This is a genomic window from Porphyrobacter sp. YT40, from assembly GCF_006542605.1.
Lineage (GTDB): Bacteria > Pseudomonadota > Alphaproteobacteria > Sphingomonadales > Sphingomonadaceae > Erythrobacter.
Genome location: NZ_CP041222.1, coordinates 2,565,124 through 2,584,986, shown reverse-complemented (window position 1 = coordinate 2,584,986; position 19,863 = coordinate 2,565,124). Strand labels below are relative to the sequence as shown.

Here is a 19,863-nt window from a genome sequence, read left to right as displayed (position 1 = left end):
GTCCGGTCATGCCGAACGGCGTGGGATGAGTGCGAAGCGGTGGATGGCTGCGCCGAGCGCCATCGCAGCGATGAAGAGCAGCGCGGGGGCAGGCTGGATCGCGAGTGCGGCGATGGCGGGGCCTGGGCACAAGCCGACAAGGCCCCAGCCTATGCCGAACAAGGCGGCGCCAGCGATGAGGCGCGCGTCGATCGGCGACGTGGCGGGCGTATAGAACTGCTCCGCGACGATCGGCGTGGAGCGCCCACGCACGACGAGCCAGGCTATCGCCATCGGCAGGATCGCTCCCGCCATGACGAAGGCGAGGGTCGGATCCCAGGCTCCGGTGACGTCGAGAAACGCACGTACCCGGGCAGGATCGATCATGCCGGAAACGGCGAGGCCAGCGCCGAACAGCGTGCCGCTGACAAGCGAAAGGATGCCTTGCCGCATCACGCTACCACTCCCGCCAGGCGCATGAGGGTCACGGTGGCGATACCGGTCGCCATGAACGTACCCGTCGCGACGATAGACCGCGGCGACAGGCGCGACAGGCCGCAGACGCCGTGACCGCTGGTGCACCCTGCGCCGAGCCGCGTACCAATCCCGACGATCAGCCCGGCGACGGCGATCAGCCCGAGCGACGTCGGGAAGCGGGCTTCCACATCCCGATTGGCCGCAACAAGGGCTGCACCCAGGGGCAGCCCCACTGTAAACAGGAGTGCCATCATCCAGGGCGCGCCTCCTTGGGAAAGGCCGAGGACACGGGCGAACATGCCACTGACCCCGGCGATGCGGCCGTTGCCCAGTAACATGATCGCCGCAGCGACACCGATCATCAGCCCACCGATAAAGCCGGCGAGCGGCATGGCATGGGGAAATCCGGGCATCACAGCGCATCCAGTGGGATCTTGAGGTAGCGGGTGCCGTTGGCTTCCGGCTCCGGCAGATGGCCGCCGCGCATATTCACCTGAACTGAGGGCAGGATGAGCTTGGGCATCGACAGGGTGGCATCGCGACGGGTGCGCATCGCGACGAAGTCGTCTTCGTCCACGCCTTCGTGGACATGGACGTTGCCGACGCGCTGCGCGCCCACGGTCGTCTCCCAGACATACTGGTCGCGACCCGCAGCCTTGTAGTCGTGACACAGGAACAGCCGCGTCTCGTCAGGCAACTGCATCAGTCGGCGGATCGAGCGGAATAGCTGGCGCGCATCACCACCGGGGAAGTCCGCGCGTGCTGTGCCGTAATCCGGCATGAAAAGGGTATCGCCGGTGAAGACCGCGTCGCCGATGACATAGGCCATGTCGGCGGGGGTGTGCCCCGGCACATGCAGCGCGATGGCCTCGATGTCGCCGATCGCGAAACGATCGCCATCGTCGAACAGGCGGTCGAACTCGGAGCCGTCGCGTTCGAAGTCGGTGCCGGCGTTGAAAATCTTGCCGAAGACGTTCTGTACGCGAATGATCTCGCGGCCGATCGCGAGCTGACCACCCAGCGCCTTCTGCAGATAGGGCGCCGCAGACAGGTGATCGGCATGAGCATGGGTCTCAAGCAGCCAGTCGACCGAAAGGCCGTGCTCCCGCACATAAGCGATTACCACATCCGCCGACGCCGTCTTGGTGCGACCGGCCGCAGCGTCAAAATCCAGCACACTGTCGACGACCGCGGCCTTCCGCGTGGCAGGGTCCCAGACGACGTAGGTCGCGGTGTTGGTCGGCTCATCAGAGAAGGAATGAACGACCGGCGCTCCTGCCGCCTTCGCACGTTCAATCTGCGCAACTGCCTCGCTCAACGCCGATTCCACAATTGCCTCCGTTTATCGATTTCACGGTTTATGTAGTCGTGTAACCCACTTGCGTCAACGGGCGCCCCGTGCCATCTGAAAAACATGGAAACGATGGATGCAGACGCACCGCGCTCGTTGCGTATCGGGGACGTTGCCCCGAATTTTACCGCCCGCACGACGCAGGGCGAAATGACGCTCGATCAGTATCGTGGTCGCTGGGTCGTGTTCTTCTCGCACCCGGCTGATTTTACGCCGGTCTGCACCAGCGAGTTTGTAGCCCTGACCAAGGCCGCACCGCAATTCGAGGAGCTGGACTGCGCCTTGCTCGGGCTGTCGGTCGACAGCCTGTATTCGCATGTCGCCTGGTTGCGTGCGATCAAGGATGTCTTCGGCGTAGAGGTGCCGTTTCCGGTCGTGGAAGATCCGTCGATGGCCGTGGGTTACGCCTATGGCATGCTCGACGAACAGGCCGGCGATGCTTCAGCCGTGCGTGCGACCTACTTCATCGATCCCGAGGGCATTATCCGTGCGCTCAACTGGTATCCCATGAACGTCGGGCGATCGGTCGACGAGATGCTCCGCACGGTGAGGGCGCTGCAGCGATCGGCCGATGGGCAAGCCTACATGCCGGCCGATTGGCAGCCGGGTGACGATGTTCTGCTGCCGCCTGCCCTGCCGGGCAACGCCGGTGCAGACTGGTTTCATCAGTTGAAGGCCGATCGATGACGGCGATCCATCAATCCCGCGCGATCGCGGACACGGCGGTTGAGAAGCTGCGGGTGTTCGCTCAGCCCCAGCGTCTCATGATCCTGTCCTATCTGCTCGGCGGTGAGCGTCAGGTTGCGGACATAGAGGCTGCTACCGGCGTGACCCAACCGGCCCTCAGCCAGCAGCTTGCCGAGCTGCGCCGCGCCGAGCTGGTGAAGACGAGACGTGAAGCCAAGCAGGTCTACTACCGTCTTGCCGATGAGGCCGCTGCACTGTGCGTGCGCACGCTGGAAGCGATGTTCGGCGCCGACGATACAGCCGTGGAGGAAGCAGCGCCCGCTCCCCGTCCGGCGCGAGCGCGCGGGGCGTCGGTTACAGCGCGGCCGCAAAACATGGGCGCGGCCATGTTTGCAAGGGTCGGATAATCATTCCGGTTGTGGAAGGAAAATGAGATGCGGTTTCCCATTATCGCAGTTGCCGGATGCCTTGCCGTCATGAGCAGTGCCGGGTCAGCAGGCGTCGCCGCTCAGCAACCCGTGATTGCCGGATATGGCAAGATCACGCCGATCGAAGGCGCCTTGGAGCGGCCGGATCGCTCCCTGCGCTATCGCGTACTGTTCAGCGTGACGAAGGCGGCGTCATCTCCCGACAAGGTCAATCCTTCGCTGGAGAAGGTCGCACGCTTCCTGAACCTGCTCGGGGCGGACGGCGTGCGGCCAGCACAGGGAGATGTGGTCGTGATCGTCCACGGCCCGGCGACGCCGATTATTTCCGAAGATGGGGAATATGCGACAAAAACCGGTGCTGCGAAGAATCCCAATCTTGCCCTGATAGCGGCGCTGAAACGAGCAGGCGTGTCCGTTCGGGTGTGCAGCCAGGCTTTAGTCGGGAATGGGATCGCTCCGGTTACGGTCGATAAGGCTGTCGAAGTCGACGTCTCGGCTCTCACCACAATGGCGACGTTGCAGATACGTGGTTGGGCGCTGATCCCTGACTGATCGTACCGAACTACTTCCTGTTTTATCATTCCAGTCCGTAACTCGGCCAGTGTCACAACCGTCCGAGGCCGTTGAAAAAGGCCTGCGCGAAATCGGCGTGGCGGATGGCTGGTGACGCCGGCACGGTAGGATACGCCGCGTGTCAGGCCGGCGCGGCCTGCCGGGCGAGCAGCTGAAGGTTGTATGCCGCGGCGGCCATGGTGAACTCCTCGGCGGCTCCTGACAGGCCTCGCAGCTTGAGCGTTCGCAGCCCCAGGTTGCGTTTCAGGTGGCCGAACACGCGCTCAATCCGCTGTCTTCGACGCCGCGCGTGCACATAGGCGTCGGTGCCAGCAAGGGCGCGGACGGTATCGCGGGCATCCTCGCTGACGAGGCGGGTGACGCTGCGTTTACGGCTGACGGTGCATCGGGGCTTCAGTTCGCAGCCAGCACAATCGGCGACATGGCTTCGGTATACGCGAACCTGGCTGGCGCGTCTGGTGCCGCAATAGCCGAGCAGCTTGTCCGCCGGACAGCGGTAGGCATCCGCTTCCCGGTCGTAGCGGAAGGCATCCCGGGTGAAGAAGGCGTCCCGCTGGCGGGTCCGGTCGATGACCGAGATGTATGGCGTGATGTTCCGGTCGATCAACCAGCCAAGCAGCGGACCGCTACCATACGCCTTGTCGGCCGAGAGACTGGCGGGTTCGATGCCCAGCCTGGTGCCGGCGCGCGACACCAGAGTCCGGGTCGCCGCCACCTCGGCTGCGAAGCGGGCGGGCGTGGCCTCCACGTCGAGGATGCAGTCGGTGTCGAGGTCAAGCAGGGGGTTGATGGCGTATGCGTAGCGCGCCGGTCCGTGCTTGCAGGTGAGCGCCGCCTGCGGATCGGTCGGCGAGATGCTGGTCGAATCGACGGGCGCCGGTTCGTCGGGGTCCGGCGGCAAGGCGGCATCGAGCGCCGCCAGATATTCGGCGACGGGTCGCGATATGCTTTCCCTGGCACGAAGCTCGTCCGCAGCATCGGCCCCCTTCAGCTTCTTCTCACGGCTGGCGTCGGCCATGATCGTGCTGCCGTCCACCGCCAAGTCGCGCCCCGTTACCAGCCCGGCCGCGGCGCACCGCGCGACTACCTGCTCGAACAGCAGACGATGCAGGTCGCAGGTGCGGAAGCGGCCGTGCCGGTTCTTGGAGAAGGTGGAATGGTCGGGCACCCGGTCGGCCAGATCGAGCCGGCAGAACCAACGATAGGCGAGGTTGAGGTGCACCTCCTCGCACAGGCGGCGTTCCGAGCGGATGCCGAACAGGTAGCCAACCAGCAGCATCCTGAGCATTAACTCCGGGTCGATCGACGGTCGCCCGCTCGCGCTGTAGCTCGACGCCAGCGCCTCGCGCACGAAGCCGAAGTCGAGCAGCCCGTCGATACGTCGGAGCAGGTGGTCGGCGGGCACATGCTCATCCAGCCGGAAGCCGTAAAACAGTGCGCCTTGTGCCACCTGCCGACCCATCATCTTCGTGATCCTCCGACCCCTCTCAGGGGTGAATCACGCCTCCGAACCCCGCGCAAGCAGCCGTTTTTCAACAGTCTCGGGCCGTTTTCTGAACAGCGGTAATGCGCCGGGTTGTTCTTGCGATCTGCCCGGCATAGGGGAGGGGGGTATATGGCTCATCTCTCCGGTTCCAACGCCGACCTGATCGCACGCGTGCGTCGTATCGCCGGCCAAGTCGGGGCCGTCGAACGCGGCCTCACGTCAGGCGACTCCTGCGCGACGGTTCTGCACTTGGTCGCGGCCGTCCGCGGCGCGGTGAACGGGCTGATGGACGAAATTATCGCCGAACACCTGGAAGCGCACGTTGCTCGGTCGGGGCTGACGGACGAGGAGCGCGCCCACGGAGCCGACGAGCTGCTGGCGGTGATCCGCCGTTACGCCAAGTAGGATTGTGCTCGATGCCTACCGCTTCCGAAATCGACCGCTTTGCCCACGATCACGTTTTCCTGGGCAGCTCGCACGACGAGAACGCCCGCCGAACCCTGTGGGTGGTCGCACTCACAGCCGTGATGATGGTCGGCGAAATCATCGCCGGATACCTGACCGGCTCGATGGCGCTGCTCGCGGACGGGTTCCACATGGCGACGCACGCCGGCGCGCTCTCGGTCGCTGCGGCGGCTTATGCGTATGCCAAGCGTCACGCGCGCAACCCGGCCTATAGCTTCGGCACCGGCAAGGTTGGCGACCTCGCCGGTTTCGCCTCGGCCATGGTGCTCGGCCTGATCGCGCTCGGGATCGGGGTGGAATCGGTGCTGCGCCTGTTTCAGCCCATCACGGTCGCATTCGGGGAGGCCACGATCATTGCCGTCGTCGGCCTAGGTGTGAACATCGCCAGCGCCTTTCTGCTCTCGAGCGGTCACCACCATCACGGGCACGGGCCCGGGCACGATCATCACCACGGGCACGATCATGCGCACGCCCACGGCTCTCACGGCGGCGACAACAACCTCCGCTCTGCCTATGTTCATGTCCTCGCCGACGCGCTCACCTCGGTCCTCGCCATCGCGGCGCTGCTCGCCGGCCGGTATCTCGGCTGGGTCTGGATGGACCCGGTCATGGGGATCGTCGGCGCGGTCGTCATCGCCCGCTGGTCATGGAGCCTGATGCGCGACACGGCCGCCGTCCTGCTCGATCGCACCGACGCGCATGTCGCCGACGAGGTGCGCGAGCTGGTCGAAGCTCCCGGCGACGCCCGAGTGACCGACCTGCACGTCTGGAAGGTCGGACCGGAAGCGCACGCGGCGATCGTCAGCGTCGCCGGCGTTCGGAATGGCGAGCTGGTCCGCCAGCGGCTCGCGCCGGTTCACGAGCTGGCGCACCTCACGGTCGAGGTGCGCTGATGCTCTACCTGCTTCTCAAGGCCGGCATATCGGCCGTCATCATCGTCGCCGTGTCGGAGATCGCCAAGCGCAGCCCCGGTTTCGGCGCGCTGATCGCCTCGCTCCCGCTCGTCTCGGTGCTGGGCATGATCTGGCTCTGGCGCGACACGCACGATCGGGCGCGCATGGCGGCCCATGCCGGCGCGACCTTCTGGTACGTGCTGCCGTCCTTGCCGATGTTCCTACTCATTGCGGCGATGCTCAACCGCGGCGCGCCGTTCTGGCTGGCGCTCGCCTCGGGGTGTCTCCTCACGGTTGCGCTCTACCTCGCGATGACGTGGGTGGGGCCGCGCTTCGGGCTCCAGCTCTAAGCGAGCCCGGACAAGCGAAGCGCGACGCCCGCCGCAGCGCACGCGCCTAAGGTCGGGATCACGCCCGACTTGAACCGGAACATCGCGACCAGGGCCGCGACGGTCAACGCTAGCGCGGCCGGGTCGAGGGTGGACAACACCGGCACGTCCAGCGTCCTGCCGGCGATCGGCAGGGCGCGGACTTGGTGAAACAGGGTGTGGAGCGCGAACCACACCGCCAGATTGAGCACCACGCCGACCACGGCTGCGGTGATGGCGGCGAGCGCGGCCGACAGCGCCTTGTTACCGCGCAGCTTCTCGATGAACGGCGCGCCCAGGAAGATCCAGAGGAAGCAAGGCACGAACGTCACCCAGGTCGTGAGCAAGCCCCCCAAGGTGGCGGCGAGCAGCGGGGGCAAGCCGGTCGCTTGCCGGAACGCGCCCATGAAGCCGACGAACTGCGTCACGATGATCAGCGGCCCCGGCGTCGTCTCCGCCATGCCAAGTCCGTCCAGCATCTCGCCGGGACGAAGCCAGCCGTAGTTTTCGACGGCCTGCTGAGCGACATAGGCGAGCACGGCGTAAGCGCCCCCGAACGTCACCACCGCCATCTTGGAGAAGAACAGCGCGATCTGCGTGAACACATTGCCCGGTCCGACTGACGCGAGCAGCGCCGCAATCGGCGCGAGCCACAGCGCGAGGAGCGCACCGCTGATCCGGAGCGACCATGCGAGGCTGGGGCGGGCGTGGTCGGGGACGTGCTCGCCAAGCGCGGTTTCGGCATCGCGGACGATCTTGCCGCCCGATGCACCGTGGCTGCCCCCGCCCATGAAGGCGGGGTGGCGTGCGCGCCCGCCAAGGAAGCCGGCGATGGCGGCCGCAAGAATGATGATCGGGAAAGGAACGCCAAGGAAGAAGATCGCCACGAACGATGCCGCCGCGATCCCGCGCATGACGTTGTTCTTCAGCGCGCGCGAGCCGATGCGCACGACGGCCTGAAGCACGATCGCGAGCACGGCGGCCTTCAAGCCGAAGAACAGCGCCTCAACAAAGGGGACGTTGCCGAACAGCGCATAGACCCAGCTCAGCGCCATGATCGCGACCAGGCCGGGGAGCACGAACAGCGCGCCAGCGACAAGCCCGCCCTTGGTCTTGTGGAGCAGCCAGCCGATGTAGATGGCGAGCTGCTGCGCCTCGGGGCCGGGCAGCAACATGCAATAGTTGAGCGCGTGAAGGAACCGCTCCTCGCCGATCCATCGCCGCTCCTCGACCAGCACGCGGTGCATCATCGCGATCTGGCCGGCCGGGCCGCCGAAGCTTAAGGCGGCAACCTTGGCCCAGACCCGCAGCGCTTCGCCGAAGGGGATGCCGTGATCCCGCGGGCTCGGGCCTGCGATCGGCGCGGTCGCGGTCGCCTCCATCGTCATTCTCCTCGTCGCCTGGTGAAGTGGGCGTAGAAGCCGTCGAGCGCGCCCGCGCCTCGCGCGAGCCGGTCGGGGTCGTCGGGCGTGGCGGCGCATATCCCCTCGATCAGCGCGCTGACGCCGGCCGTCTCCGGCCGGCCGAACTTGTCGTCGGCGATGTCGAGGTCGTGGATGATCTCCGACAGCGCGACGAGCGCCGGGTCGCCGTCGAGCCCTCGGCGGAACACCAGCGTCTCGAAGGTGCAGCGGTCGCCTTCGTGCGTGAACTCGGCGTCCGCCATGTCGAAGCGCAGCTCGCCGGGCTCGGGGGCGTAACCCTTGCCCTCCACGAACTTGAAGGTCGCGTCCGGGTCGATGAAGCGCCGGATCAACCACGCTGACGCGATGCGGTCGACGTGGATGTGGACGCGCGTGACCCAGGTGCGCCCGCGAAGCTCGGCCTGGGCCAGCTCGGGCGCGCCCGGCCCGGTCACGTCGGGGTGCTGGCCCGCCCGGGCTTCCGCCGGGGCAAGCGCCGCCTCGGCCGTTTGCCGCCCGTGCGCGCCGAAGAAGTCGATCGCGGCGATCTCGTCCAGCCGGCGGCGCAACCGGCGAACCTCGCCGGGGGGAACATACTCGCCTTCCGCCAAGGTCCGCGCCTCGCGCGCCAGCTCCTCGTAATCGGCATCGCGCGCCGCGTCGAAAGTTCCGCGAAGCTCGGGGTCACCGATGCCACCTACCAGCCGCGCCTCTAGGATCAGCGCCTCGCCGCCATTGTCGGCAATCTCGCGGTGCAAATCCTCGAACAGCGCGCGAGTGTCGGCGCGGTTGGGGAGCGCGTGGACCGCGTTCTTGAGCGGCGCGGCCCCGATCGCCTGCAAACGCCGCCACACCTTCACCCGCAAATAGGCGGGCTTGGCGGGAAGCTGCGGGATCAACAGCAACCAAGGGCTGGGTTCGGCGTTCGTCATAACTGTATCATCCGGATTTTGGAGTGTAACGGTTGCATCATCGTTCATGCAACCATAGACATGCTTGGGTTGGCGAACGCGCGAGGAGAGGGCGATGTCACGTCTGACCGGGACCATGCTGGCGCTGCTCGTCTCGGGCGGGATCGCTCCTACCGCGGCGCACGCGCAGCGCGGGGAGACCGTCGCGTTGCGCGAAGCCTATCCGTGCCGGCGCTGATGATAGGAGAGATTGGATGATGAAACCCCTTCTGGCCGGCGTTCTCGCCGCGCTCGCCGCCCCGGCCTGGGCCGCGCCCGACTGGAACAAGGTCGATGCTGCGCTCGGCCGACCGGGCACCGAACAGGCGGGCGGTGTCCATCGCTACGGCTTCCCGCGCTCCGACCTGCACGTCACTCTCGACGGCGTGGCGATCAAGCCAGCACTGGCGCTCGGCTCCTGGGCGGCGTTCCAGCCGATGGGTGACGACACTATGGTGATGGGCGACCTGGTGCTGACGCACGAGGAGGTGAACCCGGTGATAAGCCGCCTCTTGGCCGGCGGCTTCACGATCACCGCGCTCCACAATCACCTGCTGCGCTCCGCGCCCGCCACCATGTACCTGCACATCGCCGGGCATGGCGACCCGGTGAAGCTCGCGACCGCGTTGCGCGCCGCGCTGGCGGAAAGCCGCACCCCGCTCGCCGCGCCGTCCAGGGACTCGCAACCGCCCTCAGCCGGGGCCGGCAGCTCGCCGCCCGTCGATCTCAACACGGCCGCACTTGACGGCGTGATGGGGGCCAAGGGCAAGCCGAATGGCGGCGTCCTCCAATACAGCTTCCCGCGCGCGGAAAGGTTGATGGATGCCGGTATGGTCACGCCGCCCACGATGGGAACCGCGACCGCGATCAACTTCCAGCCGACCGGGGGCGGCAAGGCCGCGATCACCGGCGATTTCGTGCTGGTAGCGAGCGAGGTCGATCCGGTCATGCGCGCGCTGCGCGCCAGCGGGATCGAAGTTACGGCACTGCACAATCACATGCTGAACGACGAGCCGCGCCTGTTCTTCATGCACTTTTGGGCGAACCAGGATGCAGCCAAGCTCGCCCGCGGCCTGCGCGCTGCCCTTGACAAAATGAACCTGCAACGAAGCTGACGATCAGGCGATCGGCTTTTCGGGCCGTCATCGCCGCCCGACCCCGACCACGGCCCGATGGGCAACTGGAACAGCGCTGGCAAGACAGTCGAGCTGTTCGTGACGCCCGAAGGCCAGGTGCTCGGTAGCGAGGAATGAAAATGCGATTGAGGCGTGTCAGCACCTTAAGCTCGGACGCGCCCCTTCACCCGGCCCAGCCGGGTTCGGAAAGGACGAAAACGGTGAAACGTGCAACCATGATCTTGGCGCTGATGGGGGCGGTCGCTCCTCATGCTCCGGCGCTGGCGCAAACCAAACAGTCGGACATGCAAGGTGCCGCGCTTCTCGCGAGCTGCCGCGCCGCGGAGCAGAGGTGTGGAGCATATCTCCAAGGCGTGCTGGACATGATGATCGTCGCGCGAAAGGCCGAGTGCGGCGCGCCGCGCGATGATCGTGCGGCCTTGCGTGCGGCCTATCTGCGCTGGGCGGAACGGGACAGCTATTTTCAGAGTGTCCACATGGTCGCGGGGGCCGAACAGGCCTTGAGTTCGGCTTGGCCGTGTCCGGGGCAAGTGAACCGCTAACAGGCTCCCCTAAAGCTCTCAGCTACTTCGCCTTGATCGTGGCAAGACACTCGGCTCAGCCTGTTCAACAATCGGTCGGGGCTGTTGAAAAATGTGCCGCTGGTAGCCGGGTCCGGTTGGGGGCGGAATGACACCCCAAAGCATAGCGATCCCGTCTCGCATGGGATGGTGTAGCGGGAAATTGGCGGTTTTCTCGAATCCTAGATAGACAGGTTTCGAGAACCCTTGCGTTTTCCTAAAGTGAATGGAGACTGCCTTCTGCCGCCTGCTGACTAAGTGCGAACTTCTGAATCTTACCAGATGCCGTTAGCGGAAACTCGCTGGCGACAAACCAACTGGAAGGCGTCTTCTGGGGGGACAGCAGAGATCGGCAATGGTCCTTGAGTTGCTGATGATCGACGGTCGCCAAGCCTTCACGCAATCTGACGGATGCTGCGACTGTCTCCCCCCATGTCGGGTGTGGAATGCCGAACACCGCCACCTCGGCGATCGCCGGATGCCTCAGCAGGACGGCTTCGATCTCCGCCGGATAGATATTCTCGCCTCCGCGGATAATCATGTCGCTTAGGCGCCCCGTGACCTGGACGTATCCCCGATCATCCATCAGGCCCAGATCGCCGGTACGAAGCCAGCCATCGGCGAGAAGGGTGAGGTCGGTCTCGTCCGGTTGACCGTAGTAGCCGATCATAGTCTGATATCCGCGGGCCTGTATCTCGCCTTGATCACCGAGCGGCAGCGGATCGTGCGTTCCGGGCTGGACGATCCTGACCTCGACCTGCGGCAGCGGTCGGCCTGCGGTGCCGGCGCGATCGGCCTGCGTGTCGTTGTAGTCTGTTGCACAGATGATAGGGCTAAGTTCGGTCTGACCGTAAACCGACATCATTCGGCAACCGAACCGCTGTTCGACCCGGGCCAGCAACTCGGGCGCGACGGGAGCCCCACCGGAAAACAGGATGCGGAGGCTGGAGAGGTCATAATCGGCGCGATCAAGCTCCGCCATCATGGCGGCCAGCATGGTCGGAACGCCGCTGGTCACTGTTCCGCGTTCGCGCTGGATCGTGTCCAGCATCAGCACCGGATCGAACAGGACCGGCAGGACCAATGTCGACAGGCTGGTGACCGCACCAAGCACGCCCAGCACCGATCCCGCCGTATGAAAGAGCGGCATCGGCGTCACCACCGTATCACCCCCTTGTCCGATGCGGGTTGCGACGAGCGATGCGTTGGTCACGAGCGCGCGGTGCGTGAGCAGCGCCCCCTTGGGCCTGCCGGTAGTGCCGGACGTGAACTGCATCTGCGCCGGAGCGAGCGGCGACACGGCCGGCAGCGGGGAACCGTGGCGATGCCGGGGGATGGCGGCGGCGACTTCACCGATCAGGATGTGATCGAGCGATGGCGCCGCGATGCGGGCGATAGCCGTCATGTCCGACCCGCGGAACGCCTCGACGTGGATCAGCGCCTTCGCCTTCGATCGGTCGAGGACATGCCGAAGTTCCTCGGCACGGAGCGACGGATTGGCGGTGACGAGGACCAGCCCTGCCAGCGCCGCGCCATATTGGACGATCACCCACTCGGGCACGTTCGGCGCCCACAGGCAGATATGATCGCCAGGAGCGAACCGTGCGAGCAGCCAGCGGGCGCACGCCTCCGCATCAACCAGCAACTCGACATAGGTCCACCGGCGATCGGTCGTGGCCGCGCCGGACACGGATGCAAGCCCCTTCGGCGCGGCTTCCACCAGTGCGGCACGATCCCTTGCCAGCTCCGCCGCTCGTCGCAAGGCGTCGCCCGCAGTCATCTCCCACACGGGTCGGGAGGTATCGGCGGCACGATAGGATGAAGTCAGTCCCGAGGTCATGGAGCGGGTTCCGAGGGTGGTTGATGCAAGAGCAGCCGCGCTGCGTCGATCCAATGCCGCAGCAACCGGTGACGATGGTCTGTGTCTGACCGAAGGACCCCCGATACGGCTATGCCGCGAACCAGTTCGAGGGTCAGGGCGATGACCGTCGCGCAGCCGGGCAGGTGGGCAATCGGTGCGAACAGGGCAGCGACGACGCGGTCGCGCTCGGCGCGGGCAGCGCGCTCGGGTCCGCGCAGCGCGGCATGAAGCTGGCGGTCTGCCCGGGCTACGGCCCATAGTTCCAGTTCGGCGAGGTAGGACGGGCTTTCAGCCGCAGAAGCCAGCGACACAATCGCGTGTGCTAGGGGATCGACGCCCGGTGCGGCGGAGCGATGCTCGCGCAGCACTGTGACCTCGTTGCGACGGACCAGTTCGGCCACGGTCGCCGAGAGCAGCTCGGCATGGGTCGGAAAATGATGCAGGAGCGTACCGCGCCCGACCCCTGATCGCTTCTGCACCTCCAGCGTCGTCGTGCCGGCGACACCGCACTCTATCAGCACAGCGACTGCGGAGAGAAGGATGTGATCGCGCGTCGCCTCGCGCTGTTCGCGGCGCGTGGACCGACGCACCGGCCCCTGGACGGCGGATTTGCTCTCCATGGCCGGACAATCTGATAGTCAGCGTTGACTGTCAATGATGAACGCTGATAGTCAGGTCTGACCAAGGAGAGATGCGATGCCCGAGTTCTCGACGCTGCGCGTGGATCACGATCCGTCCAATCGGCGGGTCGCGCGGCTGTTGCTCAATCGTCCCGAACGGCTGAATGCGATCAACGACGATATGCCCGGCGAGATACGCGCCGCGGTCGAATGGGCGGAAGCGGACGACACCGTTCACGCGATTATCGTCGAGGGCGCGGGGAAGGGGTTCTGCGGCGGCTACGATCTGGTCGGCTATGCCGAGAGTGAGGACGATCATCCCTGCCAGCAGGAGCGCGATCCTTGGGACCCGATGGTCGATTACGCGCACATGAAGCGGAATACCGCAAACTTCATGGCGCTCTGGCGCTCAAGCAAGCCGACGATCGCCAAGGTGCATGGAGCCGCTGCCGCTGGCGGCAGTGACATCGCGCTATGCTGCGACCTCCTCATCATGGCCGAGGATGCCCGCATCGGCTACATGCCTACCCGCGTGTGGGGCTGTCCGACGACAGCCATGTGGACCTACCGCCTCGGCCCTGCGCGCGCCAAGCAGATGATGTTCACCGGCGACCTGATTTCGGGGCGGCAGGCCGCGGACTGGGGATTGGCAAACCTCGCCGTGCCCGCCGGGGAACTGGACGATGCGGCATTGAAACTCGCGACCAGGATCGCGGGCGTGCCTGCGAGCCACCTCGCCATGCACAAGCTGGTGGTCAATCAGGTCATGCTCAACATGGGGCTGGAACAGTCACAGATGATGGCGACCGTCTTCGATGGAATAACCCGTCACAATCCCGAGGGTCTATGGTTCCGTCGACACGCACAAGCTCACGGCTTCAAGTCGGCGATCGAGTGGCGTGACAGTGGCCGCTCCATTCCTGAAGGGGACGAGGCTCGTCGCCTGATCCGTGAGATCGACAGTGCGCCCAAATAATCTCCGTGGGCGCGATAGGTGACTCCCTTGAACAGCGTTCCCGATTGGGAAGGTTCAGGGAGACGGCTGACGGTCGCAAGGCGCGCCGGACGGCAGGGAAATAGCCGTTTTCCCAAAATATGTTCCCGATTGCTCATTCCCGAAATGGCCAGTTGGAGACGGAGAAATGGGACGATCCGGCCCGTGAAATGAACCCGCCTTTGACATCCGCCCGGAGCGGATAATGTGAGCAGCCATGTCCGATTGCGAGCAGCCCCGGATGATGGCGAGCACGCTGGCAGCTAATTTGAGCAGGATGCTACCCGCCAGTGGCAGAGAGCGTGAGCAGAAAAACCGGCTGTTTGCGAGCAGACGCCGCTACGATTGCAAGCGCCTACAAGTAGCGGTCCCAGCGGAGCACCGTGCGCGTGTGGATCATGGAGCAGGAGAGATCGGCTCCGCTTGGCAAACGGCACCAGGCCGCTGTCCTGTTGCCTCCTGCCGAACCTTCGGACCGGCAGGTCAGCCTTGGTCCTCGCACCACGATATGCCCCGTCGAAATCGTCCCGCGAGGGCCACCGAGAATATCGACGAGCGCGTCGCGCGCTTCGATCGCCGAGGCATTGGGGCAGGGCTGGTTGGTCCGGCAGGTGCCGTCCATTTCGCGCGCGGCGATCCCGGCGATGCGGATATGCGGGCCTTCGGCGCACCAGACAGGGCCATCGCCATCCCAGACATGCGTCGGCGTACAGGTGAAGCTTTGCCCGGCGGCAACGATCGAAGCGGCGAGAAGTGCAAACATTGGCAAGTGCCTAGCGCAGCGCGCGGCCGAACCAAAGAACGCGGCCGACGATGTTGATCGTGCGCTTCTCGATGCCGCGCCAGCTTGGATAGGCAGGATTGTCGCTGAGCACCGACACCCGCTTGCCCTGCGGTTCGATGGCGACCCGCTTAACGCTGAGCATGTCATCCATGCGCAAGACATAGATTCCATCGCGCAGGCGGGATTGGCCGTCTCCGAGGTCGACCATGACCTCGTCGCCATCGTGCAGCGTCGGCTCCATCGAATCCCCGTGCACGGCTATGATCGAAAGGCTCGCCGCCTTGCTGGCGGTCAGCCGACGCAGCCACTTTTCATCGAACCCGAACTGGGCACATTTGGCTTCCATCTCGGCCAGCGCGCCGTGTCCGGCAGAGGCCTCGACAGCGAGAACCGGGACATGGACCAGTTCGACGACCGGACCGGATCGCCGCTCGGGAGCGCCAAGGACCTTTTCATCCACCCCGAAGAACCGAGCGAGGACCGCGCGATCCTGCTCGTCCAGCTGCCTGGGGCTGCCGCGCCGGATGTACTGCTGGATATAGGCGGCATTGCGCCCGAGAAGGCGGGAAATCGAGGAGTAGTTGCAGCCTCGTTGCTGGATCAGTTCGTCCAGGGTTCTACGTGCGTCTTCCATCGCCGCTGGTCCTATCGCATCTGTCTAGGAAATTCGATCCTAGACTCTAGGAAACCTTCCTAGTAGGAACATAACGGGAACACAAGCGGAAAGCGAGTCGAAGGCGATGGAGCTTCTCGAGCAGATCGAAAGATATCTGGCGCGCAGCGGCACAAGAGCCAGCATGTTCGGAAGACAGGTCGTCGGAGATCCACGGTTTGTGCAAGATCTCCGCAAGGGTCGTCGCCCCAGGCGAAAGACGGCGCAACGCATCCTTAATTTTCTTGCGTCTACAGAAGGCGTTGCATCGGCCAGATCGGATCGCCTTGATCGTCCGACGCCGTAGATTGGCGTTGCCAAAATCCTATCCGTCCAATAGGTGTGCCCATACAGAAACTGGTCAGTCCAGCTTTTGTGGGGGCTTCGGGGCATGGACGGCGAATCAGGTTTACGGCGCGGGGTCGAGAACAGGCTGGAATTCATCGAATTCCGGTTGTTCTGGGAAGGCCACGTAAACCGGAGCGACATCGTCGAGACGTTCGGCGTTTCGATCAATCAGGCGTCTGCCGATCTCAACAGATATCTGGGTCTGGCCGAGACCAATATGGTCTACGACAAGAGCGCACGGACCTATGTCCGAAGCTCATCGTTCAAGCCGATCTTCCATAAGCCCGACGCGGAGAGATATCTCACGCAGATCCGATCGATCGCCGATGGCGTCATCACGCCCGACGACGCATGGATTGGCAGCGTTCCGGGCTTCGCTTGCGCTCCCACGCCGGCGCGCGGCGTTTCCGCGCCAATCCTCAGAGCCATCGTAACCGCCATCAAGCGCAAAGAGTTGATCGAGGTACTCTACCAATCGATGTCCTCGCCTGAGCCATCCTGGCGCTGGATCGCTCCGCACGCTTTGGTGTTCGACGGTTTTCGATGGCACGCTCGCGCCCACTGCGATCGGAGCGGCGCATTCAAGGATTTCGTACTTTCCCGCATTGCTGAAACGCGCTCAAGCAAAGCGTCGGAAGCGCTCGCTTCGCGAGATCAGGATTGGCAGGACGATGTCGATCTGATCATTGCGCCGCATCCCCAATTGAGCGCCGGGCAGCGCAAGGCGATCGAGCTCGATTATGGGATGGAAGGCGGCAAGGCCGCGATCCCGGTCAAGCGCGCGCTCCTCTATTACGCTCTCAGGCGGCTCGGGCTCGATACCGACCCATCCGCACGGCGTCCGCAGGATCAGCAGATAATTCTACTTAATCGGGCCGAAATCACGGGGGGCATGCTATGAATTCCACGCCTCAGCCCGGGGCCGTAATTGAGTTGCGCTCAGCGACCTGGAAGGTGCTCGGCACCTCAACGCTAAAGCTTGGGTACAGCGAAGTACATTGCCGCGGCCTCTCCGGTTTGGTTCGCGACAAAGAGGCCCGGTTCGTTTGGAACCTTGAGAAAGATGCACGCGTATTGGATCCGACCGGGGTCCACCTCGTCTCCGACACGTCCCCGGGTCTCAGCGACACCAAGCTGCATCTCGAGGCGGCATTCCGCCACACGCCGACTACTACCCGACGCGCCATCACACTTGGCCAAGCGGCGATCGATGACCTGACGTTCCAACACCTCCCGGTTGAACGGGCACTTGCGCAGGATCGCGTTCGGCTTCTGATCGCAGATGATGTTGGCCTCGGGAAGACGCTGGAGGCCGGGCTTATCGCTTCCGAATTGGCTCTGCGTGGCCGGGCGAACCGGATACTCGTGGTCACCACCCGGGCAATGCTGACCCAGTTCCAAAAGGAATTCTGGACCCGCTTCTCGATCCCGCTTGCGCGGCTCGACAGCGCAGCGATCCGGCGGATGCGAAACAGGATCCCGGCCCATTACAACGTTTTCGACCAGTTCGACCGGTCGATTGTCTCGATCGACACACTGAAGCGGGATGCCCAGATCCGGGACGCGATCCGGCACTCCTACTGGGACTTGATCATCATTGATGAGGCCCACAACGCTGCGGTCCGCAAAAATACGACGGGGACAAACTCCCAACGAGCCGATCTGGCCCGGCTTCTGTCGCGCCGGACCGACTCGCTCCTTCTGCTGACCGCTACCCCGCACGACGGGTCCCAGGAGAGCTTCGCCAGCCTGATCGAGATGCTGGACCCGACCCGAGTTCCCGACCCGTCCCGCCTGCACCGGAGCGACATTGAGGACCTGGTGGTGCGCCGGTTTCGGACCTCCCCCGAGGTGGTCGCGGATATCGGCCGGGAGGTTCCGAAGCGGGAGCTGTTCCGGCGCTCTTTCCCGCTCAGCCCCCAGGAGGAGCTCGCTTATCAATCCGTTGCAGACCTGCATCTCGATTTGGACGAGGAGTCGTCTCGGGGACGTGCGATCGACTTGTTCCGGACCACGCTCGCCAAGGCGATCTTCTCGAGCCCGGCTGCCTGCCGTGAAACCCTTGAGCGGCGCATCCGAGGGATCGAGAATGGGACCGCCCGCGGCACTCCGGAGGACCGGGACCGGCTACTGGCTCTGGCAAGCCAAGTAGATGCGATCGATACGGTCGCGTTCAGTAAGTATCAGGATCTCCTGCAGCTGCTGCGCGACCTGCGCTGGACCGGACGAGACCCACGAGACAGGCTTGTGATCTTCTCCGAACGGATTGCCACCGTCTCCTGGCTCTCCGAGCGCCTGCGACTGGATCTGGGCCTATCGGGCGAGCAGGTGGCCCGGGTCGACGGGGGCAGCGTCGAGGCGGACGTCCGGACCCAGCAGGTGATTGAGGCATTCGGGCAGGCGCGGTCCTCGGTCCGGATCCTGATCGCCTCCGACATGGCATCGGAGGGCCTCAATCTGCACTTTCAGTGCCACCGGCTAATCCACTTCGACTTGCCTTGGTCTCTCCTGCGATTTCAGCAGCGGAACGGACGCATCGACCGGTACGGACAGGACCGGCCACCCCAGATCACCTATTTCGTCGGGGAGAGCACCCATCCGAAGGTCCGGCAGATGTGGGTGCTCGAGAAGCTGGTTGCGAAGGACGTGGCGGCTCAGGAGGGGGTCGGGGATCCGGCCGTTTTCCTAGGAGCCGGGGACACTGAGGGAGAGGAGACCGTGGTCGCCGAGGCAGTTGCCGCAGGGATCGGCGCCGACGCATTCGAGGCGCAAATGGACGCGCGGGCCGCGGAGGCCACGAGCCATTTGTCTCTGGACGATGAGTTCGCCGCCCTTTTCGGTGACTATGCGATCCCCGCCCCGCGGAAGGCGGAGGTGGCTGCAGACCTGGCTCCTCCTCGCCTGTTCAAAGACACGTTCACCTACGCCACGGCCATGATCGAGCGCCTCTCTCGCCCCGAGGAGTGCGTCTTCGCTGTCGCGCCGTCCGTCGTTCAGGAAGAGCGGATGATCCGGATGACGATCCCGGAGGATATGCGTGCCCGCGATGGCTTCGGATACGCGAGTGAAGGGGCGGTCGACGGGCGGTACATGCCAGAAGAGGCGGTCGGGCCCGGGGACCGGATCGAACTGACAGACGAGGCGCAGGTCATCAATCAGGCTATCGACCAGGCGAAAATGCAGGAACGGTCTTGGCCGACCGTGCAGTACCTGTGGGACGGGCACCCGATCCTTGAATGGTTCGCGGACCGGGCCAGCACCTTCTTTCCGGAGCACACCGCCCCCGTTGCGTACCTGCACGGGCGGCTCGAGCCCGGCGAGGTGGCGGTGATCCTGCACGGGGCGGTCCCGAACGCGAACGGGGCGCCGGTAGTGGACCGGTGGGCGGTGGTGGTCCGGACCCCGGACGGGATGCTCCGAATCGAGGAGGTCCCGGACTTCCTGAGCCGGACCCGGTTCGCGGACAACACCCCGAGCCGGCCAATCGATGACCTGGACCGGGCGCGGGGAGTGATCCCCGCCGCTGTAGACCGGTTCCAGACCCATCTCGTCGATCTGCGCCGGGCGCGGGAAGCGGACATTCAGCGGGACCTGGACAACGTCCTTGACCGGCTCGCGGCGCTGGAAACCCGGTTCAAGGCGCAGCTCGCGCTCGATCTCGGGGATGTGCTGGCGGATGAAGAGACGCTGAGTTCCGCTGAGAAGCGGCGCCTGACCCTGCGCCGGGTGAAAGAGCAGAAGATCGAACGGCTGTTCCAGGACTGGACGGAATGGTTTGAACGGACCCGCCGCATGGTGGCCGATCCGAACCCGCATGTCGACGTCAAAGCCGTGTTGGTGGGGTGACG

The 19,863-nt window shown here is 64.9% G+C and carries 22 protein-coding genes; 12 read left to right on the top strand and 10 right to left on the bottom strand.

Translation table 11 applies throughout. The annotated features are described in order from the left end of the window. Positions 1-6 precede the first annotated feature (6 nt). The 3 genes from E2E27_RS12055 to E2E27_RS12045 are packed head-to-tail and all read right to left on the bottom strand — an operon-like array spanning position 7 to position 1,774. A complete protein-coding gene (locus tag E2E27_RS12055) occupies positions 7-432 on the bottom strand; it encodes a DUF6691 family protein (protein ID WP_066706242.1) in 426 nt (141 codons plus the stop codon). Then, complete coding sequence (locus E2E27_RS12050; protein WP_174525784.1) at positions 432-869, bottom strand: YeeE/YedE family protein; 438 nt, start codon at positions 867-869, stop codon at positions 432-434. The genes E2E27_RS12055 and E2E27_RS12050 overlap by 1 nt, the downstream gene beginning before the upstream one ends. Then, the gene (locus E2E27_RS12045) at positions 869-1,774 is read right to left on the bottom strand and encodes an MBL fold metallo-hydrolase (RefSeq protein WP_234036042.1); all 906 of its coding nucleotides are present in this window, start codon (positions 1,772-1,774) and stop codon (positions 869-871) included. Before E2E27_RS12045 ends, E2E27_RS12050 begins: the two co-directional genes overlap by 1 nt. Before the next feature lie 96 nt (positions 1,775-1,870). Here E2E27_RS12045 and E2E27_RS12040 point away from each other — a divergent pair, with 96 nt between their 5' ends. The 3 genes from E2E27_RS12040 to E2E27_RS12030 are packed head-to-tail and all read left to right on the top strand — an operon-like array spanning position 1,871 to position 3,474. Next, complete coding sequence (locus E2E27_RS12040) at positions 1,871-2,494, top strand: peroxiredoxin (RefSeq protein ID WP_066706236.1); 624 nt, start codon at positions 1,871-1,873, stop codon at positions 2,492-2,494. After that, the gene (locus E2E27_RS12035; protein WP_066706233.1) at positions 2,491-2,901 is read left to right on the top strand and encodes an ArsR/SmtB family transcription factor; all 411 of its coding nucleotides are present in this window, start codon (positions 2,491-2,493) and stop codon (positions 2,899-2,901) included. Before E2E27_RS12040 ends, E2E27_RS12035 begins: the two co-directional genes overlap by 4 nt. A 27-nt stretch (positions 2,902-2,928) precedes the next feature. Further along, the gene (locus tag E2E27_RS12030; protein ID WP_373853861.1) at positions 2,929-3,474 is read left to right on the top strand and encodes a DsrE family protein; all 546 of its coding nucleotides are present in this window, start codon (positions 2,929-2,931) and stop codon (positions 3,472-3,474) included. 142 nt (positions 3,475-3,616) lie between these two features. Here the strand turns inward: E2E27_RS12030 and E2E27_RS12025 are convergent, their stop codons facing one another. Then, complete coding sequence (locus E2E27_RS12025; protein WP_141459483.1) at positions 3,617-4,960, bottom strand: transposase; 1,344 nt, start codon at positions 4,958-4,960, stop codon at positions 3,617-3,619. 150 nt (positions 4,961-5,110) lie between these two features. Here E2E27_RS12025 and E2E27_RS12020 point away from each other — a divergent pair, with 150 nt between their 5' ends. Genes E2E27_RS12020 through E2E27_RS12010 form a run of 3 tightly spaced genes read left to right on the top strand, consistent with a single transcriptional unit; the run spans position 5,111 to position 6,689 of the window. Beyond that, positions 5,111-5,386 carry a metal/formaldehyde-sensitive transcriptional repressor gene (locus E2E27_RS12020; protein ID WP_018251376.1) on the top strand — a complete coding sequence of 92 codons (276 nt, stop codon included), beginning with the start codon at positions 5,111-5,113 and terminating at the stop codon, positions 5,384-5,386. 11 nt (positions 5,387-5,397) lie between these two features. Continuing rightward, on the top strand, positions 5,398-6,339 hold the full coding sequence (gene dmeF / locus E2E27_RS12015; protein ID WP_018251375.1) for a CDF family Co(II)/Ni(II) efflux transporter DmeF: 942 nt from the start codon (positions 5,398-5,400) through the stop codon (positions 6,337-6,339). Further along, positions 6,339-6,689: a DUF3147 family protein gene (locus tag E2E27_RS12010; protein ID WP_018251374.1), complete on the top strand. Its 351-nt coding sequence runs from the start codon at positions 6,339-6,341 to the stop codon at positions 6,687-6,689. Before dmeF ends, E2E27_RS12010 begins: the two co-directional genes overlap by 1 nt. On the opposite strand, the gene chrA is transcribed toward E2E27_RS12010, so the two are convergent. Both chrA and E2E27_RS12000 read right to left on the bottom strand, forming a co-directional pair. Continuing rightward, positions 6,686-8,095 carry a chromate efflux transporter gene (gene chrA / locus E2E27_RS12005; protein ID WP_018251373.1) on the bottom strand — a complete coding sequence of 470 codons (1,410 nt, stop codon included), beginning with the start codon at positions 8,093-8,095 and terminating at the stop codon, positions 6,686-6,688. The genes E2E27_RS12010 and chrA overlap by 4 nt on opposite strands. Next, a complete protein-coding gene (locus E2E27_RS12000) occupies positions 8,092-9,042 on the bottom strand; it encodes a chromate resistance protein ChrB domain-containing protein (protein WP_018251372.1) in 951 nt (316 codons plus the stop codon). Before E2E27_RS12000 ends, chrA begins: the two co-directional genes overlap by 4 nt. A gap of 94 nt (positions 9,043-9,136) precedes the next feature. On the opposite strand from E2E27_RS12000, the gene E2E27_RS19200 reads away from it, so the two are divergent. The 3 genes from E2E27_RS19200 (at position 9,137) to E2E27_RS11990 (ending at position 10,738) form a co-directional block, all read left to right on the top strand. Then, the gene (locus E2E27_RS19200) at positions 9,137-9,259 is read left to right on the top strand and encodes a hypothetical protein (protein WP_267903937.1); all 123 of its coding nucleotides are present in this window, start codon (positions 9,137-9,139) and stop codon (positions 9,257-9,259) included. A gap of 16 nt (positions 9,260-9,275) precedes the next feature. Further along, a complete protein-coding gene (locus E2E27_RS11995; protein ID WP_018251370.1) occupies positions 9,276-10,175 on the top strand; it encodes a DUF1259 domain-containing protein in 900 nt (299 codons plus the stop codon). A 221-nt stretch (positions 10,176-10,396) separates the two neighbouring features. Continuing rightward, positions 10,397-10,738: a Rap1a/Tai family immunity protein gene (locus E2E27_RS11990; RefSeq protein ID WP_133497062.1), complete on the top strand. Its 342-nt coding sequence runs from the start codon at positions 10,397-10,399 to the stop codon at positions 10,736-10,738. A 235-nt stretch (positions 10,739-10,973) separates the two neighbouring features. Here E2E27_RS11990 and E2E27_RS11985 read toward each other — a convergent pair whose 3' ends face one another. Together E2E27_RS11985 and E2E27_RS11980 are read right to left on the bottom strand one after the other, a co-directional pair. Continuing rightward, positions 10,974-12,596, bottom strand: coding sequence for an AMP-binding protein (locus E2E27_RS11985; RefSeq protein ID WP_141459481.1), 1,623 nt, complete (start codon positions 12,594-12,596; stop codon positions 10,974-10,976). Continuing rightward, positions 12,593-13,237, bottom strand: a complete 645-nt coding sequence (locus E2E27_RS11980) for a TetR/AcrR family transcriptional regulator (protein WP_141459479.1) — start codon at positions 13,235-13,237, stop codon at positions 12,593-12,595. The genes E2E27_RS11985 and E2E27_RS11980 overlap by 4 nt, the downstream gene beginning before the upstream one ends. A 76-nt stretch (positions 13,238-13,313) precedes the next feature. Here E2E27_RS11980 and E2E27_RS11975 point away from each other — a divergent pair, with 76 nt between their 5' ends. Then, positions 13,314-14,213 (top strand): crotonase/enoyl-CoA hydratase family protein, encoded by a 900-nt coding sequence (locus E2E27_RS11975; protein ID WP_141459477.1) that lies wholly within the window; start codon positions 13,314-13,316, stop codon positions 14,211-14,213. A 373-nt stretch (positions 14,214-14,586) separates the two neighbouring features. Here E2E27_RS11975 and E2E27_RS11970 read toward each other — a convergent pair whose 3' ends face one another. Together E2E27_RS11970 and E2E27_RS11965 are read right to left on the bottom strand one after the other, a co-directional pair. Beyond that, positions 14,587-14,994, bottom strand: coding sequence for a thermonuclease family protein (locus E2E27_RS11970; protein ID WP_141459475.1), 408 nt, complete (start codon positions 14,992-14,994; stop codon positions 14,587-14,589). Positions 14,995-15,004: 10 nt separating this feature from the next. Next, positions 15,005-15,649 (bottom strand): S24 family peptidase, encoded by a 645-nt coding sequence (locus E2E27_RS11965; protein ID WP_141459473.1) that lies wholly within the window; start codon positions 15,647-15,649, stop codon positions 15,005-15,007. Between the two features lie 409 nt (positions 15,650-16,058). Between E2E27_RS11965 and E2E27_RS11955 the strand changes: the two genes are divergently transcribed. Together E2E27_RS11955 and E2E27_RS11950 are read left to right on the top strand one after the other, a co-directional pair. Next, a complete protein-coding gene (locus E2E27_RS11955) occupies positions 16,059-16,916 on the top strand; it encodes a BrxR family helix-turn-helix transcriptional regulator (RefSeq protein WP_141459469.1) in 858 nt (285 codons plus the stop codon). After that, complete coding sequence (locus E2E27_RS11950; RefSeq protein WP_141459467.1) at positions 16,913-19,861, top strand: DEAD/DEAH box helicase; 2,949 nt, start codon at positions 16,913-16,915, stop codon at positions 19,859-19,861. The genes E2E27_RS11955 and E2E27_RS11950 overlap by 4 nt, the downstream gene beginning before the upstream one ends. The last annotated feature ends 2 nt before the right edge of the window (positions 19,862-19,863 follow it).

What these genes read in the sequence shown, in the direction of transcription:
- E2E27_RS12055 (WP_066706242.1), bottom strand. Translation starts at nt 432, where the DNA reads ATGCGGCAAGGCATCCTTTCGCTTGTCAGCGGCACGCTGTTCGGCGCT.
- E2E27_RS12050 (WP_174525784.1), bottom strand. Translation starts at nt 869, where the DNA reads ATGCCCGGATTTCCCCATGCCATGCCGCTCGCCGGCTTTATCGGTGGG.
- E2E27_RS12040 (WP_066706236.1), top strand. Translation starts at nt 1,871, where the DNA reads ATGGAAACGATGGATGCAGACGCACCGCGCTCGTTGCGTATCGGGGAC.
- E2E27_RS12035 (WP_066706233.1), top strand. Translation starts at nt 2,491, where the DNA reads ATGACGGCGATCCATCAATCCCGCGCGATCGCGGACACGGCGGTTGAG.
- E2E27_RS12030 (WP_373853861.1), top strand. Translation starts at nt 2,929, where the DNA reads ATGCGGTTTCCCATTATCGCAGTTGCCGGATGCCTTGCCGTCATGAGC.
- E2E27_RS12025 (WP_141459483.1), bottom strand. Translation starts at nt 4,960, where the DNA reads ATGATGGGTCGGCAGGTGGCACAAGGCGCACTGTTTTACGGCTTCCGG.
- E2E27_RS12020 (WP_018251376.1), top strand. Translation starts at nt 5,111, where the DNA reads ATGGCTCATCTCTCCGGTTCCAACGCCGACCTGATCGCACGCGTGCGT.
- dmeF (WP_018251375.1), top strand. Translation starts at nt 5,398, where the DNA reads ATGCCTACCGCTTCCGAAATCGACCGCTTTGCCCACGATCACGTTTTC.
- E2E27_RS12010 (WP_018251374.1), top strand. Translation starts at nt 6,339, where the DNA reads ATGCTCTACCTGCTTCTCAAGGCCGGCATATCGGCCGTCATCATCGTC.
- chrA (WP_018251373.1), bottom strand. Translation starts at nt 8,095, where the DNA reads ATGACGATGGAGGCGACCGCGACCGCGCCGATCGCAGGCCCGAGCCCG.
- E2E27_RS12000 (WP_018251372.1), bottom strand. Translation starts at nt 9,042, where the DNA reads ATGACGAACGCCGAACCCAGCCCTTGGTTGCTGTTGATCCCGCAGCTT.
- E2E27_RS19200 (WP_267903937.1), top strand. Translation starts at nt 9,137, where the DNA reads ATGTCACGTCTGACCGGGACCATGCTGGCGCTGCTCGTCTCGGGCGGG.
- E2E27_RS11995 (WP_018251370.1), top strand. Translation starts at nt 9,276, where the DNA reads ATGATGAAACCCCTTCTGGCCGGCGTTCTCGCCGCGCTCGCCGCCCCG.
- E2E27_RS11985 (WP_141459481.1), bottom strand. Translation starts at nt 12,596, where the DNA reads ATGACCTCGGGACTGACTTCATCCTATCGTGCCGCCGATACCTCCCGA.
- E2E27_RS11980 (WP_141459479.1), bottom strand. Translation starts at nt 13,237, where the DNA reads ATGGAGAGCAAATCCGCCGTCCAGGGGCCGGTGCGTCGGTCCACGCGC.
- E2E27_RS11975 (WP_141459477.1), top strand. Translation starts at nt 13,314, where the DNA reads ATGCCCGAGTTCTCGACGCTGCGCGTGGATCACGATCCGTCCAATCGG.
- E2E27_RS11970 (WP_141459475.1), bottom strand. Translation starts at nt 14,994, where the DNA reads ATGTTTGCACTTCTCGCCGCTTCGATCGTTGCCGCCGGGCAAAGCTTC.
- E2E27_RS11965 (WP_141459473.1), bottom strand. Translation starts at nt 15,649, where the DNA reads ATGGAAGACGCACGTAGAACCCTGGACGAACTGATCCAGCAACGAGGC.
- E2E27_RS11955 (WP_141459469.1), top strand. Translation starts at nt 16,059, where the DNA reads ATGGACGGCGAATCAGGTTTACGGCGCGGGGTCGAGAACAGGCTGGAA.
- E2E27_RS11950 (WP_141459467.1), top strand. Translation starts at nt 16,913, where the DNA reads ATGAATTCCACGCCTCAGCCCGGGGCCGTAATTGAGTTGCGCTCAGCG.